Annotated in this window: 23 protein-coding genes and 2 pseudogenes; 9 read left to right on the top strand and 16 right to left on the bottom strand. The window is 32.7% G+C overall.

Annotated elements, in window-relative coordinates; all coding sequences use genetic code 11:
- The first annotated feature begins 1 nt into the window (after window position 1).
- The 3 genes from AC3EMB_RS14355 (at window position 2) to AC3EMB_RS14345 (ending at window position 2,327) form a co-directional block, all read left to right on the top strand.
- The gene (locus AC3EMB_RS14355; RefSeq protein WP_488517079.1) at window positions 2-850 is read left to right on the top strand and encodes an ABC transporter permease; all 849 of its coding nucleotides are present in this window, start codon (window positions 2-4) and stop codon (window positions 848-850) included.
- A 76-nt stretch (window positions 851-926) separates the two neighbouring features.
- Complete coding sequence (ssuD, locus tag AC3EMB_RS14350) at window positions 927-2,039, top strand: FMNH2-dependent alkanesulfonate monooxygenase (RefSeq protein ID WP_043938042.1); 1,113 nt, start codon at window positions 927-929, stop codon at window positions 2,037-2,039.
- A gap of 195 nt (window positions 2,040-2,234) precedes the next feature.
- Entirely contained in the window at window positions 2,235-2,327 is a 93-nt protein-coding gene (locus tag AC3EMB_RS14345) for a putative holin-like toxin (RefSeq protein WP_001289320.1), read from the top strand.
- Window positions 2,328-2,555: 228 nt separating this feature from the next.
- On the opposite strand, the gene AC3EMB_RS14340 is transcribed toward AC3EMB_RS14345, so the two are convergent.
- Window positions 2,556-3,377 carry an HNH endonuclease gene (locus AC3EMB_RS14340; RefSeq protein WP_366987982.1) on the bottom strand — a complete coding sequence of 274 codons (822 nt, stop codon included), beginning with the start codon at window positions 3,375-3,377 and terminating at the stop codon, window positions 2,556-2,558.
- Window positions 3,378-3,526: 149 nt separating this feature from the next.
- Between AC3EMB_RS14340 and AC3EMB_RS14335 the strand changes: the two genes are divergently transcribed.
- A complete protein-coding gene (locus AC3EMB_RS14335) occupies window positions 3,527-4,612 on the top strand; it encodes an AI-2E family transporter (protein WP_000837894.1) in 1,086 nt (361 codons plus the stop codon).
- A 240-nt stretch (window positions 4,613-4,852) separates the two neighbouring features.
- On the opposite strand, the gene AC3EMB_RS14330 is transcribed toward AC3EMB_RS14335, so the two are convergent.
- The 7 genes from AC3EMB_RS14330 to AC3EMB_RS14300 are packed head-to-tail and all read right to left on the bottom strand — an operon-like array spanning window position 4,853 to window position 6,035.
- Window positions 4,853-4,993, bottom strand: coding sequence for a YrzI family small protein (locus AC3EMB_RS14330; protein WP_000668497.1), 141 nt, complete (start codon window positions 4,991-4,993; stop codon window positions 4,853-4,855).
- Window positions 4,994-5,020: 27 nt separating this feature from the next.
- Window positions 5,021-5,161, bottom strand: a complete 141-nt coding sequence (locus tag AC3EMB_RS14325) for a YrzI family small protein (RefSeq protein WP_000669802.1) — start codon at window positions 5,159-5,161, stop codon at window positions 5,021-5,023.
- Between the two features lie 52 nt (window positions 5,162-5,213).
- Window positions 5,214-5,354 (bottom strand): YrzI family small protein, encoded by a 141-nt coding sequence (locus AC3EMB_RS14320; RefSeq protein ID WP_000669810.1) that lies wholly within the window; start codon window positions 5,352-5,354, stop codon window positions 5,214-5,216.
- A gap of 26 nt (window positions 5,355-5,380) precedes the next feature.
- Window positions 5,381-5,524 (bottom strand): YrzI family small protein, encoded by a 144-nt coding sequence (locus AC3EMB_RS14315; RefSeq protein ID WP_000668963.1) that lies wholly within the window; start codon window positions 5,522-5,524, stop codon window positions 5,381-5,383.
- Window positions 5,525-5,551: 27 nt separating this feature from the next.
- Window positions 5,552-5,695 (bottom strand): YrzI family small protein, encoded by a 144-nt coding sequence (locus tag AC3EMB_RS14310; protein WP_000668965.1) that lies wholly within the window; start codon window positions 5,693-5,695, stop codon window positions 5,552-5,554.
- A gap of 28 nt (window positions 5,696-5,723) precedes the next feature.
- On the bottom strand, window positions 5,724-5,867 hold the full coding sequence (locus AC3EMB_RS14305; protein WP_095690687.1) for a YrzI family small protein: 144 nt from the start codon (window positions 5,865-5,867) through the stop codon (window positions 5,724-5,726).
- A gap of 27 nt (window positions 5,868-5,894) precedes the next feature.
- Window positions 5,895-6,035 (bottom strand): YrzI family small protein, encoded by a 141-nt coding sequence (locus AC3EMB_RS14300; protein WP_000156193.1) that lies wholly within the window; start codon window positions 6,033-6,035, stop codon window positions 5,895-5,897.
- A 441-nt stretch (window positions 6,036-6,476) separates the two neighbouring features.
- Here AC3EMB_RS14300 and AC3EMB_RS14295 point away from each other — a divergent pair, with 441 nt between their 5' ends.
- From AC3EMB_RS14295 to AC3EMB_RS14275, 5 genes and pseudogenes are all read left to right on the top strand, one after another.
- On the top strand, window positions 6,477-7,070 hold the full coding sequence (locus AC3EMB_RS14295) for a DUF4825 domain-containing protein (RefSeq protein ID WP_423099305.1): 594 nt from the start codon (window positions 6,477-6,479) through the stop codon (window positions 7,068-7,070).
- Between the two features lie 13 nt (window positions 7,071-7,083).
- Window positions 7,084-7,571: pseudogene (locus tag AC3EMB_RS14290) on the top strand (hypothetical protein).
- A 13-nt stretch (window positions 7,572-7,584) separates the two neighbouring features.
- Window positions 7,585-7,692 (top strand): annotated as a pseudogene (locus AC3EMB_RS14285) (DUF4052 family protein); the annotation flags it as partial.
- 39 nt (window positions 7,693-7,731) lie between these two features.
- Window positions 7,732-8,211: a CcdC family protein gene (locus tag AC3EMB_RS14280; RefSeq protein WP_089171274.1), complete on the top strand. Its 480-nt coding sequence runs from the start codon at window positions 7,732-7,734 to the stop codon at window positions 8,209-8,211.
- Between the two features lie 117 nt (window positions 8,212-8,328).
- On the top strand, window positions 8,329-8,838 hold the full coding sequence (locus AC3EMB_RS14275) for a 2'-5' RNA ligase family protein (RefSeq protein ID WP_053564188.1): 510 nt from the start codon (window positions 8,329-8,331) through the stop codon (window positions 8,836-8,838).
- A 14-nt stretch (window positions 8,839-8,852) separates the two neighbouring features.
- On the opposite strand, the gene coaW is transcribed toward AC3EMB_RS14275, so the two are convergent.
- The 8 genes from coaW to AC3EMB_RS14235 all read right to left on the bottom strand — a co-directional run bounded on the left by coaW (window position 8,853) and on the right by AC3EMB_RS14235 (window position 14,945).
- The gene (gene coaW, locus AC3EMB_RS14270) at window positions 8,853-9,674 is read right to left on the bottom strand and encodes a type II pantothenate kinase (RefSeq protein WP_063547606.1); all 822 of its coding nucleotides are present in this window, start codon (window positions 9,672-9,674) and stop codon (window positions 8,853-8,855) included.
- An 86-nt stretch (window positions 9,675-9,760) separates the two neighbouring features.
- Entirely contained in the window at window positions 9,761-10,159 is a 399-nt protein-coding gene (locus tag AC3EMB_RS14265) for a 3-hydroxyacyl-ACP dehydratase FabZ family protein (protein ID WP_065484095.1), read from the bottom strand.
- Between the two features lie 56 nt (window positions 10,160-10,215).
- A complete protein-coding gene (locus tag AC3EMB_RS14260) occupies window positions 10,216-11,415 on the bottom strand; it encodes an LL-diaminopimelate aminotransferase (RefSeq protein WP_000222704.1) in 1,200 nt (399 codons plus the stop codon).
- A gap of 294 nt (window positions 11,416-11,709) precedes the next feature.
- Window positions 11,710-12,072, bottom strand: a complete 363-nt coding sequence (locus AC3EMB_RS14255) for a hypothetical protein (RefSeq protein WP_095690690.1) — start codon at window positions 12,070-12,072, stop codon at window positions 11,710-11,712.
- Between the two features lie 169 nt (window positions 12,073-12,241).
- Window positions 12,242-12,541 (bottom strand): hypothetical protein, encoded by a 300-nt coding sequence (locus AC3EMB_RS14250; protein ID WP_098827927.1) that lies wholly within the window; start codon window positions 12,539-12,541, stop codon window positions 12,242-12,244.
- 153 nt (window positions 12,542-12,694) lie between these two features.
- On the bottom strand, window positions 12,695-13,897 hold the full coding sequence (locus AC3EMB_RS14245; RefSeq protein ID WP_445117241.1) for an MFS transporter: 1,203 nt from the start codon (window positions 13,895-13,897) through the stop codon (window positions 12,695-12,697).
- A 293-nt stretch (window positions 13,898-14,190) separates the two neighbouring features.
- Window positions 14,191-14,625, bottom strand: a complete 435-nt coding sequence (gene exsC, locus AC3EMB_RS14240; protein ID WP_095690692.1) for an exosporium protein ExsC — start codon at window positions 14,623-14,625, stop codon at window positions 14,191-14,193.
- Between the two features lie 167 nt (window positions 14,626-14,792).
- Entirely contained in the window at window positions 14,793-14,945 is a 153-nt protein-coding gene (locus AC3EMB_RS14235) for a YqbF domain-containing protein (protein ID WP_000291907.1), read from the bottom strand.
- Window positions 14,946-15,221 lie beyond the last annotated feature (276 nt).

Genomic DNA, 15,221 nt, shown 5'->3' with positions numbered 1-15,221 from the left:
AGTGGAAAATACGAAAGCTGTTATGAAACCAGCGAGTATAACGATTAAGAAAAATGGCATAAAGAAGGTACGAAAGTTAAATGTAAAAGTTTTAGTAAGGGCGATTACTATACCGGTTATTATATTAATAATTTGGCAGTTGGCTGGCGTATTCGGTCTTGTTTCTAAAACAGTTTTACCAACACCATTAGATATTTTTCTAGCTTTCCAAGAGCTTATTAAAACAGGAGAGTTATTCGGCCATTTAAGTATTAGTGTATTCAGGGCTGCGGCTGGTTTCTTTATTGGTGGGGGCTTAGGAATCATTTTAGGAACAATTGTTGGATTTTCAACGAGAAGTGAGCAATATTTAGACCCATCTGTGCAAATATTAAGAACTGTACCTCATTTAGCTGTTGCGCCGCTTTTCGTATTATGGTTCGGTTTTGGTGAAACATCGAAAGTGTTATTAATTGCAGATGGTGCATTTTTTCCTTTATACGTAAACGCATTTTTAGGTATTAGAGGTGTGGATTCAAAGTTATTTGATGTTGCGAGAGTGTTAGAGTTTAGCAAAAGAAAACTAATTACGAAACTAATTTTACCATCTGCATTGCCTAACCTTTTACTAGGAGCAAGGTTATCGTTAGGTGTTGCATGGGTGAGTTTAGTAGTAGCAGAACTTATGGGATCTACAGAAGGTATTGGTTATATGATTATGGATGCAAGGCAATTTTCAAATACAGATATCGTATTTGTCGGCATAATTATCTTTGCATTTGTTGGGAAGTTTTCTGACTCTCTAGTACGTTTACTAGAAGTGAAGTTTTTAAGATGGCGAGATAATTTTAAAGGTGAGACTGGGAATTAACATATAAATTATTAGGGGTAATTTATATAGAATTTGTTAGTATACGTTTCAAAATAAATAAGGGGTGTGTAAAGGTATGGAATTATTATGGTTTATTCCGGCTTATGGAGATGGTCGATATTTAGGAACGACAAAACGAGGAAGAGCAGCTGAATATGGTTATTATAAGCAAGTTGCTGCGGCAGCTGATTATTTAGGATATACGGGTGTTTTACTTCCAACTGGTCAAGGATGTGAAGACCCTTGGGTGTTAGCTTCAGCTCTTGCTGCTGAAACAGAAAAACTAAAATTTTTAGTAGCAGTGAGACCAGGACTAATGTCACCTACAGTTGCAGCGAGGATGGCATCTACATTTGATAGAATTTCAGATGGGAGACTACTTATTAATGTAGTAGCTGGAGGAGATCCAGTTGAACTACAAGGAGATGGATTATATCTTGAGCATGATGAAAGATATGAAGCAGCGGATGAATTTTTAAAGGTTTGGAAATCGACATTGCAAGGTGAAACGATCTCTTTAGAAGGAAAACATATTCAAGTTACAGATAGTAAAGTTGTATTCCCGCCAGTTCAAACACCATATCCTCCTATATATTTCGGAGGATCATCAGCTGCTGGAAAAGAAGTAGCAGCTGAACATAGTGATGTATATTTAACGTGGGGAGAGCCACCAGAGCAAGTGAAAGAGAAAATTGAAGAAGTAAGAAAACTTGCAGAAGAGAAGGGGCGTACAGTACGATTTGGCATTAGATTACACGTAATTGTAAGAGAAACAGAAGAAGAAGCGTGGGAAGAGGCAGAACGTTTAATTCAATATGTGGATAATGAAACAATTGAGCTTGCTCAAAAGACATTTGCAAGATATGATTCGGTTGGTCAAAAGAGGATGACACATTTAAATAAAGGTACGAGAGAGTCGTTAGAGATAAGCCCTAATTTATGGGCTGGAATCGGACTTGTAAGAGGTGGGGCAGGTACTGCACTTGTAGGCAATCCACATACAGTAGCAGAAAGGATAAAAGAATATGAATCGTTAGGAATTGATACGTTTGTTTTATCAGGATATCCGCATTTAGAAGAAGCGTATGAGGTCGCAGAATTGTTATTCCCATTATTGAAAGACGAGAAGAAAGAAGAAAATAAAATTGTTGGTGAAATGATTGCTGATGCATATGCATTAAAAAAATAGTGAGAAATAAAGTTTCACATATTTATTGCTTTATTTTGTTCACTGCCTGTTAATACGGGATAAAAAACCCGCAAGTTATTCGCTTGCGGGTTTTCATCGTAAATTATTAGAAAATATGGTAAAATTAAAGGGTAACTTAAGGTGCGGTTGGTTGTTCAATTATCACTTCTCCGAGTAGGAGGGGGGTGATAATACGTGAGTGAAATAGCGTTGCTACTGCAAGGTGGACTGTTTCTCGTTGCATTGTTAACGTTCGTCGTCGTTTTAATAGACAAGCTCAAAAAATAACAACCCACCTATGCTTATAGAATGTGGGTTGTTTTGTTTGTAAGAAACAAATAGGATAAATGAACAATCCAATCTGCTAAGTTACGTGGACTAGTGTGTAGCCGCACACTAGTCTTTTTTATTTATATACAATTTATAATTGGTTTATGTGATTGTATTGTTCTTTTCATACTCATTATAACACAGTGTCTTTTCATCAAGAAAGGAGACCGTATGTTCTGGTTCCTGTTATATAGTAGGTGCTTTTTCTTTAAACAGCCCATCCATATACTGTTTTAAACTTTGGACATAAAATTTCTGCGTATTCACATTATTTACACCGACAATCGGCGATGGAAGGTCAAATCTTTTTTCTGATAAATGAACGACAACATCAAAGATGTCAAACAAACGAATGAAGCAAAACAGGCCGTCTTTATCGCTAAGTAAAATAAAGTAATGATTTTCACTACTTGTATTTAGCGTATTCCATAAAGAACTTTTGCTTAAATCACGTACAATGCTTTTTTCTTTTAGTTCCACGAAATCTGCATTTGAGAGAATGGTAGAAATATCAATTGCATCTTGATCTTCAAAGTAGCCATCAACTGCTTGTACAGCGAATGTATAAGCCATTTTTAATACACTCATTTTATATTTACGGTTATCTAATAGTAATTCACGTTGAATAGAACTCGCTACTTTCGTTACACGTTCCTCTTTCCAAATTTCATTATGTAAGGAAATATCGTGCTTTTTACATAGTTTCATAATTAATGCATTAGAATAAAGAATCTCGTCGCTTACTTCGGCAACATCAGTCTCAGCAGCCGCAAGTTCCTCACCGTGCTCATTCGTATAGAGTGGGGAATCAATTTGTCTTTTCATTTGTTCAATCTTAAATTGACTCAATTTATGCCTAATTAAAGGACGATCAATATTTGTTGTCATTTGTTCATGACAAGTATCACAAATTGAGTTTGTGAAATAATATCCACATAATATTTCTGGAATGACATATTGTTCACTAAGTTCTTTCGTATCTTTTCTGCAAATGATGCATTGTGTCATTTTTATCACCTTTACCTGCAAATTTGTATGTAATCTCATTGTAGTGTATTTATCGGTATTTTGGAATATTGTAAACGAAAATATTATGTGAAATTCATGCTTATTTTGGTACAATGAAGAGAAGTGCTAGTTTAAAGGAGGCCGTTTTTTTGAAATCAAAAGTGCACTTTTGGACATTAGAAGTGCTAATGGTTGTAGGAATCATATTTATTTGCACAAAAATATCATTTTTATTTCAACCGATTGGTATCTTCATATCAACATTGTTTTTCCCAATCTTAATCGCGCTTTTTTTATACTTCATATTTAATCCTGTATTAATCTTTTTGGAGAATAAAAAAGTACCTAGAAATTTAGCGATATTACTGTTATATCTTTTTATCATAACATTAACTGCGGTTGGCGTTGGAGTAGTTGTTCCTACGATTTCACAACAGCTAATGGACTTAGTAAAAAATATGCCAAGCTACATAAAAGAGGGGAAAGTATACATACAAGAATTATCACATCATAGGTTGTTTGAATGGTTATCTACACAAAACTACGTTTCCATTGAAACAATTGAAAAAAATGCGATTGAATACTTAAAAGATATACCAAATACAATTACGTCGAGTGCAACGGCTTTATTTGGTATTATCACGAACGTTGCATTAGTTGTATTTACAGTACCGTTCATTTTATTTTACATGTTTAAAGATGGACATGCCTTTCCAGGAAAAGCGGTAAGTTTATTACCTGAGTCTTACCGTGAAGAGGGGCTTCGTATCATTAAGGAAACGAACGAAACATTATCTGCATATATTCAAGGGCAAGCGCTCGTTTGTATATTTGTAGGTGCGTTTACTTTTATCGGTTATTTAATTATCGATTTACCGTACGCTTTCGTTTTAGGAATTATTGCAGCATTTACAAACATCATTCCTAACTTAGGGCCATTTATTGGGGCAGCACCAGCTGTTATTGTAGGACTGTTCGTTTCTCCGATGCAAGCCTTATACGTAATTATTATCGTAACAATTGTACAACAGTTTGAAAGTAATATTATTTCACCGCGTATTATGAGCTCGAAATTAAACATTCACCCATTAACAATTATTATCCTAATTTTAGGGGTAGGTAACTTTGCTGGAATCATCGGAATGATTTTAGCAGTACCAGTTTATGCAGTAACAAAAACTGTTGTTTCGAACTTAGTGAGATTGTTTAAGACAAAGAGAAGTAATCGGAAATAGTGAAACCTGAGAAAGATACACCGCTTTTTAAGTGGTGTATCTTTTGTTTATAAATAAATAATTAAAAGCGGGTTGATTTGATTTTATTATATATTTTTTATACATCAAATTCAGTGATAAACTTGTGTGATATAAGCTCTATAAAACTATGTGGAATCCCTCTGAACTATCCAAATCATTTCCTTACAGCGTGCTATCAACATCATAATCGACTCCTTTCAATTCTATATAGTTAAACGATTAAAGGTGAGTGTAGTATTTGCTTCTACGATCTCGAATTTCATCAATAACTTGTTTATATTGTCTTTCTTGTTTTAATTCATTTTGAGATATTGTTTCTTTTTGAATTGTAATCGTTAAAAAGAAAAGGTGAAACTTCATATGTGAATTCCTCCTTTCGAATTGGAATTACAGATGACTACAGTAATGACTTTGTCTTTCTTTTACATGATCTATAGCCTGATTAATTTGTCGTTCATGAAACATTTCAGACTCAGAAAATTTATTTTTTTGAATGGTAATGGTTAAAAAGAATACTTTAAATTTCATTAGATAATTGCCCCTTTATAAGTGATTTAGAAAAAACGAGTGTAATAAGAAATTACAGATGACTACAGTAATGACTTTGTCTTTCTTTTACATGATCCATAGCCTGATTAATTTGTCGCTCATGAAACATTTCAGACTTGGAAAATGTATTTTTTTGAATGGTAATGGTTAAAAAGAATACTTTAAATTTCATTGGATAATGACCCCTTTATAAGTGATTTAGAAAAGACGAGTGTAATAAGAAGATTGGCGCTCTTTTACTTCGTCCATAATGTTTTGAATGTGTTGCTCACGTAAAATCTCTTTCTGTGAAAGTTTACGTTTTTGAATAGTGATAGTTAAAAAGAATGCTTTAAATTTCATTAGACTTATGACCCCTTTATAAGTGATTTAGAAAAGACGAGTGTAATAAGAAGATTGGCGCTCTTTTACTTCGTCCATAATGCTTTGGATGTGTTGCTCACGTAAAATCTCTTTTTGTGAAAGCTTACGTTTTTGAATGGTGATTGTTAAAAAGAATGCTTTAAATTTCATGAATATATTACCCCTTTAAAATATATTTTTAATACATTTGAGTGTAGTATGAACTTTTAATGTCAGTTATTTTATCAGTCAGTTGTTTTAACTGTTGTTTACAATTGATTTCAGTTTCAGATAAAGTATTTTTTTGAAGCACAGTCGTAAAAAAGAAAATATGAAAAGTCATAAATGAATTCCTCCTTTCGAAAAGGAATTACAGGTGATCACAGTAAAGTGCTTGGCGCTCCTTAACATCATTCATAGCTTTTTCAATTTGCTCATTATGAAGAATTTCATCTTTAGAAATTGTATTTCTTTGAATCGTAATACTTAAAAACAATACGCTAATAGTCATTGAATGTTGCTCCTTTCTTAGAAAAATAATGTAAGAGACTAAAAAATCGCGCAAAAAAACCACAGGAAGATACAGTTCTCCTATGGCTGGGCGTGAAAAAGCCACAGGAAAGTATACGACCTCCTGTGGCGAATTTATGAATTAAATGAAATAAAGTACGATTTTCAATTCTCCATTAGGGTGGTCGAATTCATATTTAATTGTCCAGAAAACACAGGTGCAGTTAACGCTAAAGTTAATGCATGTAATTGTAATTTCATCATTTCCTTCGACCTCCTTTTAGAATTTTTTTCTTACGTTAGTAAGTATATACAATTAATGGATAATTGTAAACATAAAAAATGAAAATTTTTAATTTTGATTAAAATGCGTATATTTAAAAAGGGATTTGAAAATAAATATTGTAATTAACGAAATACCGATAAAAATGGGGGATGCTAAATGAAATATATGCATCATAACATGATCGTTATGCTAACAATTTTTTTATTCATTACGGCTTGTTCTAATGGAGAAAGAATAAAAGATATATATGATGTTAGGTCAGATGATTTTAAGAAATATACTGGGACATACGTTGGTAATAATTCAGATGTGGTTGCAATTGTTAATCATTTACCCGGTGGTGGAACAGTTCAAAGTATAAGTTTAGAAAATGAAAATATAAAAGTGAACTATGGCACAAAAGAAAGTGGGGCTCTTACAGAAGAAATGATTGAGACGTATTGGTTTGATGAGAAGGATACGATGAAGAAGAATTTTTTCTTTAATGCTATATATTTAGTGATTTTAGTGCCTAATGCAAAAAGTTATGAGTTTCAGGTAGAGAATAAAAACTTTAAGATAACGAGGGAAGAAATGTTATCAATTTTGCATAGGATATTCGATGATTTTCCAAAAGAAAAAGATATATGGGATAAAAATAAAGTTATAAAGTTCTTTAACAGCAATGAAGAAAAAATTAAAATGCTTGTGGAAGATAAAAATTTTCGGAAATCTTTATTTGCTAAATATCCAGTGAACCAGTTGAAATAATGGAGGGGAGAAGATGGAGTTAGTATACAAAATTTCTTATCATAGAATGCAGGATCATTATTTACCTAAGTTAGTACAGGCAATTAGGCCCGTTAGTGAAGCAGATTTGTTGAAACAAGAGACCTCTGTTAATTCAATTGATGGAATCGTACTACATATTTGTGAACATTTACAGAGAAATACAAGGCGTTATAAGGATCCAAATATAGTTTTTGAAAATGGAATTGAAGAATATTTTTCAGTGAAACAAATAAGCTCTGAAGCTTTGTTAAAAACTGTTGAAGAAATATTTGATGAGTGGGGCAAAGCATATATACAGGTCTGGGAAGAAAAACGCATATTGATCTTCAAAGTCTATTACAATTGGTTGAGCATACAAGTTATCATTTAGGGCAAATAGTAGATCGTACAAAGTCAATAAAGGGACAACAATTTAACTTTTGTCAAAATGGTATAAATGAAAAGAATTTGAGAACAAGAGTTGAAACTTCGAATTTTTAGAAAGAGAGACATTTTAAGAGATATCCCTTATTTTATTGTTATTTCAATTGGATTAACAATTCTTTATATCATAACTAGTAGTATATTTATTCGTAAAGTATCATTTGAACGAACAGTTTAAAATAGTGATAGATTATTCTTTTAGGGAGAAGGAAAATATATGGGAGACACGTCCTCACTAATAACCGTCTTTTTATGCATTGCACTACTAATATTTTGGCGTCGTTATCGCTCCATGCATAAGCCAATAAAGGGATCGGGAAAACGTATTTTATGGCCATTACTATTTTTAACACCAGGTATTGTATGGTTTTTAGGTCCCGTACATCCAGCTATATTGCAAGTAATTATAGCGGTATTCATTGGTGTACTTTTTGCTGTGCCGCTTATAGTATTAACAAATTATGAACGAAGAGATGATGGGAATATTTATACGAAAAAAAGTGCAGCTTTTTTAATTACTTTTATTGCAATTGTCGTTTTGAGATACGGTTCAAGAAAATATATTGTTGACTTAGATCAGCAAACAATAGGTTTATTATTTTATGTTGTTGCAGTATCGTATATTTTTCCTTGGAGAATTGCCTGTTATATAAAGTTTAGAAAAGTTTGGCGGGAAAATAATAATCATGCTATATGAAAACTTCTCATTTGAGAAGTTTTTTTATTTTTACAGGTAAGCAAAACAAGTTGTTGAAGGGCAGGCTGTCATAGAATATGATACATATTATAATGAGGAAAAGTTGAGGGGATAAAAATGCGTACAATTTTACTTTTTCTAAACAACATGTTCATTAGCGAAATCGAGGACATTAGGCAAAAACATGATCCTTTATTTGGATTAATTCCACCGCATATTACAATTGTATTCCCATTTGAAAGTTCGATTTCAAATGATGAGCTGAAATTACATATTATAAATGTATCAAAACCGATACAGAATATAGAAATTGAATTTAAGAATCAAATTACAAGTGAAAGAGAATATTTGTTTTTACGAGTTGAAAAGGGGAAAGAACAAATAGAGGAACTACATAATATTCTATATACAGGACCTTTATTACAATTTTTGAAAGAAGACATTCCATACATCCCGCATGTAACAGTCGGAAGAAAAGAGAGTGCCGAATTAGCTGCTGAAGTAGTGAAGGAGATTGCTAGTTTTCATGGGAAGTTAAATTGTGTGATTGATAGAATAAGCGTGGAGCGAATTGGAGAGAACGGGGAATCAATTATTGAATTTGAAGTGCCATTTCTAAAAAGCTGACAAAAGTCAGCTTTTTATTTCGTAGCATGAAGTAATGCACCAATTGCACCGCTATTACCACCATCTTGTAAAAAGATTGGTGTTTTATTTTGATATTCGGTGTAGCTACTAATAATATGTTGAAGTTGTACGTTATTACATAAAGTCGAACCAATATAAATAATATGTTCAATGTTTTTTGTTTCAGCGAATTGAAGGCTTAATGCAGTAACGACTTCACCGACAAGTCCTTGTACAGTAGCTAGTATATCGGAGCTACTATTATTTGATTCTGTAATGGCTGCTTTTCCGAAGTTACTAGCAGTTAAGTTATTATCGATAGGGGAAAGAATACCACCATAAATATCTCCAACCGTAATATCTAGTTCTTTTCTAGATCCTACTTTTGTTAGAGGGATTACATCTTCAAAATGATCTATATTTGTTAACAATTTTGAAAGTCCCATAATAGTCCCACCGCCAACTCCGGTTCCACCAGCGCGAATATATTGTTCATTATAAACGTAATGGATAGAAGTACCTGTACCGATATTGGTTAAAATAAAATTGCGTATAGCATGTTTTTCTTCTTTTAATATGTATTGGACACCTGCAAGAGTAGCTTCAAATTCGTTTAGCTCTATTATTTTATATGAACCTGTAAGCAGTTGCTGTAATAGTTTCGATTTACCACCCGTAATACATATTTGTTTTATGCCATTGTTGCTTTTAATCCAATCTATTATTTTATGTTGTTCATGCGAATAAAATTTTTCAAAAGTTAATAGCCTTTTTTCGTTAAAATAAGCTATTTTCGTTAATGTGCCTCCAGCATCGATACCGATAGTACGTTCCATTTTCCTGCTCCTAACTACGTAATATGTTTTCCTATTTATTTTTAATTGGTTGAGAATAGATATTCCCAACTGATATAAGGAACAATTTAATCTGCTTGATATATTAATAGTTTTTCTATAGTTACAATAGGCTGGTCGTTTACAGTTGCAATACCTTTACCAAGAACAAAACCTCGGCGATTGCGCGTTAGTTCATAATGTAAATCAAGTTTATCACCGGGATATGCTTTTCCTTGGAATTCAACTCCATCTAAAGAGGAGAGGAATCCTAGTCCTTCAGAATCACTTGTATGTACAAATGCACTAAGCTGAGCAAGTGCTTCTACAATTAACATATGAGGCATATGTTTTTGACTATCATTTATAAACCATTCGTTATTTGTAATGAGTTTATATCCTGTAACGGATTCACCTTGTTTTACATTTGTTACTTTATCAGTCATTAAAAATGGATAACGATGGGGAAGAGTGTCTTTAATATGCATATGAAAGTACCTCCAATTAATAATACCCCTGCTAAATTTAAGCAGGGGAGTGGGAACTAATTTTTAACTAATTCATTTACTTTTTCAAGAGTGAAAATGCCGCTATTTCTAATGTTTTCAACAACTTGTTGCAACACTTCTTTATCTTGAACGAGTGCAATACGTACGAAGCCTTCTCCGTGAGGTCCAAATGCATGACCAGGTGTAACAACGACATTCGCACGATCCATTAATGCATAAGCGAAGTCTAGAGAAGTCCATCCTTGTGGAATTTCAGCCCAGACAAACATACTACCAGCTGGCTTATCGACATTCCAGCCAAATGTTCGGAATCCATCAACTAAAGTATCTCTCCGTTCTTGATAAATATCGCGGTTTTTCTCACAAAATACAGCGCCATTTCTTAGTGCTGCAGATGCCGCTTTTTGAATTGGTAAAAATACACCGTAATCGGTATTAGATTTAAATTGAGTAAGTGCACGAACAATTTCTTCGTTTCCAATCATATATCCAATACGGCTACCTGCTAAACTATAACTTTTTGACAAAGAATTGATTTCTACACCAACTTCTTTAGCACCATGTACAGAGAGGAAGCTAATTGGCTTATTACCATCGAAATAAAATTCAGCATAAGCAAAATCATGGACAACGATAATATTATGCTTTTTCGCGAATGCGATTACTTCTTTAAAGAAATCTTCATGAGCCATTGCTGGAACGGGATTCCCTGGGAAGTTTAAAATCATCATCTTCGCTTGATCGGCAATTTCTTCAGGGATGACTCCTAAGTCTGGTAAGAAATCATTCTCTTTCTTTAAAGGCATGTAGTAAGATGTTGCACCAGCCATTTGAATACCTGTTTCATAAGCTGTATATCCTGGATCAGGAACTAATATAATATCACCTGGATTTGCATAAACCATAGGTAAATGAACGAGCCCGTCTTGTGAACCCATTAATAATAAAACTTCTTTATCCGCATTTAATAAAACGTTATGAGTGTTGTTGTAATATTCAGTTACAGCTTCGTGAAATTCTTGAATACCTGATAATGTATACCCGTAGCTCTCTTTCTCACTCGCTGTATGTACCATTGTTTCTCTTACAAAATCAGCGGGCGGCATATCAGGATTTCCGATGCTCAAATCAATCATGTTATGACCTGCTGCAATTTTTTCTTTTTTATAGGCTCCTAATTCACTAAATATAGAAGATTGGAATGCTTTCATTCTAGTTGCTAACGTGTAAGTCATCAAAACCCCTCCTAAAACAGTGCTTTCATTCTGCGTTTTTAATTATTCTGAAAACACATGTTTATATTTTATCATTTTTTTATGAAAATTAAAACGATTGACAAATTTAGAGGAAGGATTAGCCTATTTTGAAAAGTATCGATGTAAATAGCGTAGACGTGTTAATTGAAATGTCTATTATAGGATTCATTTTATATAACTTAAGTTATTTTATAGTTTTTATTAAGTATTTGTGGAAGATTTCTAAAGTGAAATAACGCAGAAAATATTTTCTGCGTTTCCTCTGAAATGTAATCATTTCTTTTTATATGTGCATAATTTTTCAACTGTCAAAAAGTATACATTTAATGTACCGTCGGCAACTTTTAAAGTTTGCTCTGATGTAAATGAATTACCATAATCAATGTGATATACATTAGAATTTTTGACAAATGAGCCTTTATATAAATCGTCTTTATTCTTTGTTGTCTGCATTTCTACTAAATTTTGCACAATTTCCTCTTTATTTTCTTTTTTGACAACTGTTTCAAATTTATAATATACAGGGCATTCACCATTTTTATTGTCAACGACTTCCCAAGAACCGTATATATCGTTATTGCTGCATCCACTAAGTAGGATGATTAGTATAGGAATTGTAAGTAGAACCTTTTTCATTTTGTGCTCCTTTCTTTTAAATTTGAATAAACGTGCGAATACGATAGGGATATTATAATAAATAAAGTTTAAATTTTTTTAAAGAATTATTTAATTTCATATAAAAATTTAGGAGAAATTAAATAAGCATGAATCTAGTGTAAAGTCAGATTCATGCTAGTACTATAGCCTATGTTATGTCTTTTTTGAGGATAAATAAAGAGGAAAGCAGAATCACTATTCCATTTAATATATATAGGCTTGCGATCATAAAGGCTAACGTACCTGCGCCAAATCCTGCCTTATCGAATATAGAAGCAAATGTTGCGATAGTCAAAAAGATAATGGGAGTCAGTAGTAAAAATATGAAACCTGCCACGATTCTTTTTTTAAAACTACGTCCAGATAAGGAAATGGATAAAAAGTTTAGGATGCTAAACAGAGCAATTGCAAAGAGCAGGACAATAAATACTTCAATGCCATCAGACATTTTACCACTCCTTTTATAAAGAGTACTTTTTATAATCTATTCGAAATAAAAGAGGGATACTCCTTTAGGTAATTTCAATAAACGTAATAAATAGGCGTATTATAAAACAAAGAAGTATGGATTCAATATTATATCCATACTTCTTTGTTTATTTTATAAATTCGCAGATTGCGAATGCTGTTTTTCATAATGTTTCTGCTTAGAAAGGGAAATAGAAATAATCAATAATGAAACGACTCCGAAGATGAGAACCATATATTGTAACCCAATTGTATCTAAGAAGAACCCTGTGCCAAGTAAGACGATTTGGAACATAACCCTCTCAAACATATTACGGAATGAGAAGAGGCGACCGTGATAACTTTTTTCAACTTTCGTTTGGAAAATCGTCGACATAATAGGGAAGAAGCAGCCAACACTAAACCCAAACAAACCAAATGATGTAAGAGCCATCCATTTTATATCGCTAAAGAACAATGATAGGTGTGCAAAAGCAGTACAAACTGCGAAGAAATATAGTAATTTTTCAGGTTTGAAATGATCAGATAGACGTTTAATTACGAAGGCACCTAACATAAATGCGACTCCTTCAATTGTATATATGAACCCTTTAATCGTAGGATCATGTTGCATTTCGCTAATGTTAATAACCATTAAATTAAACCCAGCTATAAATAAAAGAGGGATAATACTTAATATAAGTGCTGTAAAAGCAATAGGAATTCCTTTTAAAATACGAAATACTTCCATAAAGCTATTATCTTTTGCAGCTTGTTTACTTGGTGTTATTGATTTCTTATCTTCGAATTGCAGGAAGAAAGTCGAGAGGAATAATAAGGCGTATGCTGCCATTGAGAAGGCATACATGTACTGTAAACTCATCACAACTAAAAGAATTCCACCTAGTGAAGTACCTGCAATACGAGCGATTGTACCAACATTCATATGTACACCGTTCATTTGTAATAACTCATGCTCACTTACGATGAGTGGAATCACAGATTGTAATGCAGGGAAATAAAATGCTGCTGAAATTTGAAGAGCAACCATAAATGCAATCATAAATGCGATACTTTCAAATTGAATAGCGAAAAACATGAAAATAACACTTAAAACTCGACCAAACCCAGCGTAAAGAAGAACTTTTTTCTTTTCATACTGATCGATGACACGGCCAGCCATAGGTCCAACTAGAACACCGGCTAATAGTCCGATAAATAATATAACTGATTTCATGAAATCAGAAGGGACATATTTTTGCATAAATTCAAGGTTGCCAAGAATACCAAGCCATAATCCTAGACCTGCAATAAACTCCCCAATTAAAACAATCCAAACGTTTTTATTACGCCACATAACATAAAACCTCTCCGTCTTTTAAAATGAAAAACTCGTATATAAAACCTCCTTATTTATGTAGTATTTTTATACGAACTTTTTTAGAGTCAGAGTCTATATTACGTGTTTCATAATTGGATTTCAATCTTTTTGATTTGTAAAAATTTGATGTATTAATTGATGAAATAAGTGAATCAAAACGTAAAAAATTTATGATTTAAGCTAATAGAAAGCAAGGATAAATATAAAAAAGCAAGAACGTATAACTACGTCTTGCTTTTACAAAGTACAAAATTAAAAATTAATTTCACTTAGCAACATCTACGCTCTTGTCCAATAGCTAAAGCGCTAAAAGATAGTGGGCCAACAACTTCTGCGCTTGCACCACTAGTAAGGTTTTCTACAGTTAATGAATATTCGTGTGTTCCACTGCTAACGTTTTGATCTATAGCTTGAAATGTTTGTACGTAGAATTGTTCAGAATCTGTAGATTCAATACCTACTTGTGCATTAAAAATTTCAATATTATCACGAAAAATTCGGAATAAAACTTGTGAAGTCCCAGTTATACCTTCTACACCAATTGTAGCGATTAATTCTACTCGATTATTACGTGAATCTCTACTTGAAATTCTCAATTTCAAATTTGCTAAAATTGCTTTATTTGGAGAAGCTGGGATTGCAAAAGTTGTTTCACCAGTTTTACTTATAGGTTGAGTAGCTTGGTAATCAATGATATGAGTCATATTCTTCACCTCCTCATATACTAGAATATGAAAATAGTGAAGAATTAGCTTGGACAAATACTAGATTATTTAATAGAGTCAACAACAATTATTGAAAGAAGAAATTCACATAAAAGCATCAAGAATATATCACAATAAGATGATATTTTTCTTAATGCTTTTTGTAATTAAGCAGAATATTCTTCTTTACGTACTTCAAAAAATTCATTACGTCGTAAGTAATTATAGATTTTCTCTGAAACCTTTTCTTCTTCAGACACTAAGAAACGATGATCAAAAGCGTAGAACGATTGACCTTTAATTAATTTTACGTAATACATATTAAACGCCTCCTGACACTTGATTATTACTTGCTTCATATTATGATGGCCTATATGTCTGCTAAAAATACTTGGAGTTTCAAAAGGGGGTACGTAAAGTGATGAAAGAGCTTACAATTCTGTAAGGTTTATGTCACCTTTTTCGATAGTTTACATTCACCAATTTCTTCTATACTACAAATAAGTTACATAAAATAAGGGGGTAAAAAGATGGATGAAGTAATTGGAGAAGTTGTAGCAGGTATTTGTGAATTTGTAGTGGAAGTAACAGCAGAT

The organism is Bacillus sp. LQ16 (genome assembly GCF_057784645.1).
The sequence above is the reverse complement of the archived record's forward strand: the minus strand, read 5'-3'. Positions and strand labels throughout refer to the sequence as shown.

Excerpts from the sequence above, each read along its gene's own strand:
- ssuD (WP_043938042.1), top strand. The coding sequence starts at position 927 with ATGGAATTATTATGGTTTATTCCGGCTTATGGAGATGGTCGATATTTA.
- AC3EMB_RS14340 (WP_366987982.1), bottom strand. The coding sequence starts at position 3,377 with ATGACACAATGCATCATTTGCAGAAAAGATACGAAAGAACTTAGTGAA.
- AC3EMB_RS14330 (WP_000668497.1), bottom strand. The coding sequence starts at position 4,993 with ATGAAGTTTCACCTTTTCTTTTTAACGATTACAATTCAAAAAGAAACA.
- AC3EMB_RS14325 (WP_000669802.1), bottom strand. The coding sequence starts at position 5,161 with ATGAAATTTAAAGTATTCTTTTTAACCATTACCATTCAAAAAAATAAA.
- AC3EMB_RS14320 (WP_000669810.1), bottom strand. The coding sequence starts at position 5,354 with ATGAAATTTAAAGTATTCTTTTTAACCATTACCATTCAAAAAAATACA.
- AC3EMB_RS14315 (WP_000668963.1), bottom strand. The coding sequence starts at position 5,524 with ATGAAATTTAAAGCATTCTTTTTAACTATCACTATTCAAAAACGTAAA.
- AC3EMB_RS14310 (WP_000668965.1), bottom strand. The coding sequence starts at position 5,695 with ATGAAATTTAAAGCATTCTTTTTAACAATCACCATTCAAAAACGTAAG.
- AC3EMB_RS14305 (WP_095690687.1), bottom strand. The coding sequence starts at position 5,867 with ATGACTTTTCATATTTTCTTTTTTACGACTGTGCTTCAAAAAAATACT.
- AC3EMB_RS14300 (WP_000156193.1), bottom strand. The coding sequence starts at position 6,035 with ATGACTATTAGCGTATTGTTTTTAAGTATTACGATTCAAAGAAATACA.
- AC3EMB_RS14295 (WP_423099305.1), top strand. The coding sequence starts at position 6,477 with ATGAAATATATGCATCATAACATGATCGTTATGCTAACAATTTTTTTA.
- AC3EMB_RS14280 (WP_089171274.1), top strand. The coding sequence starts at position 7,732 with ATGGGAGACACGTCCTCACTAATAACCGTCTTTTTATGCATTGCACTA.
- AC3EMB_RS14275 (WP_053564188.1), top strand. The coding sequence starts at position 8,329 with ATGCGTACAATTTTACTTTTTCTAAACAACATGTTCATTAGCGAAATC.
- coaW (WP_063547606.1), bottom strand. The coding sequence starts at position 9,674 with ATGGAACGTACTATCGGTATCGATGCTGGAGGCACATTAACGAAAATA.
- AC3EMB_RS14265 (WP_065484095.1), bottom strand. The coding sequence starts at position 10,159 with ATGCATATTAAAGACACTCTTCCCCATCGTTATCCATTTTTAATGACT.
- AC3EMB_RS14260 (WP_000222704.1), bottom strand. The coding sequence starts at position 11,415 with ATGACTTACACGTTAGCAACTAGAATGAAAGCATTCCAATCTTCTATA.
- AC3EMB_RS14255 (WP_095690690.1), bottom strand. The coding sequence starts at position 12,072 with ATGAAAAAGGTTCTACTTACAATTCCTATACTAATCATCCTACTTAGT.
- AC3EMB_RS14250 (WP_098827927.1), bottom strand. The coding sequence starts at position 12,541 with ATGTCTGATGGCATTGAAGTATTTATTGTCCTGCTCTTTGCAATTGCT.
- AC3EMB_RS14245 (WP_445117241.1), bottom strand. The coding sequence starts at position 13,897 with ATGTGGCGTAATAAAAACGTTTGGATTGTTTTAATTGGGGAGTTTATT.
- exsC (WP_095690692.1), bottom strand. The coding sequence starts at position 14,625 with ATGACTCATATCATTGATTACCAAGCTACTCAACCTATAAGTAAAACT.
- AC3EMB_RS14235 (WP_000291907.1), bottom strand. The coding sequence starts at position 14,945 with ATGTATTACGTAAAATTAATTAAAGGTCAATCGTTCTACGCTTTTGAT.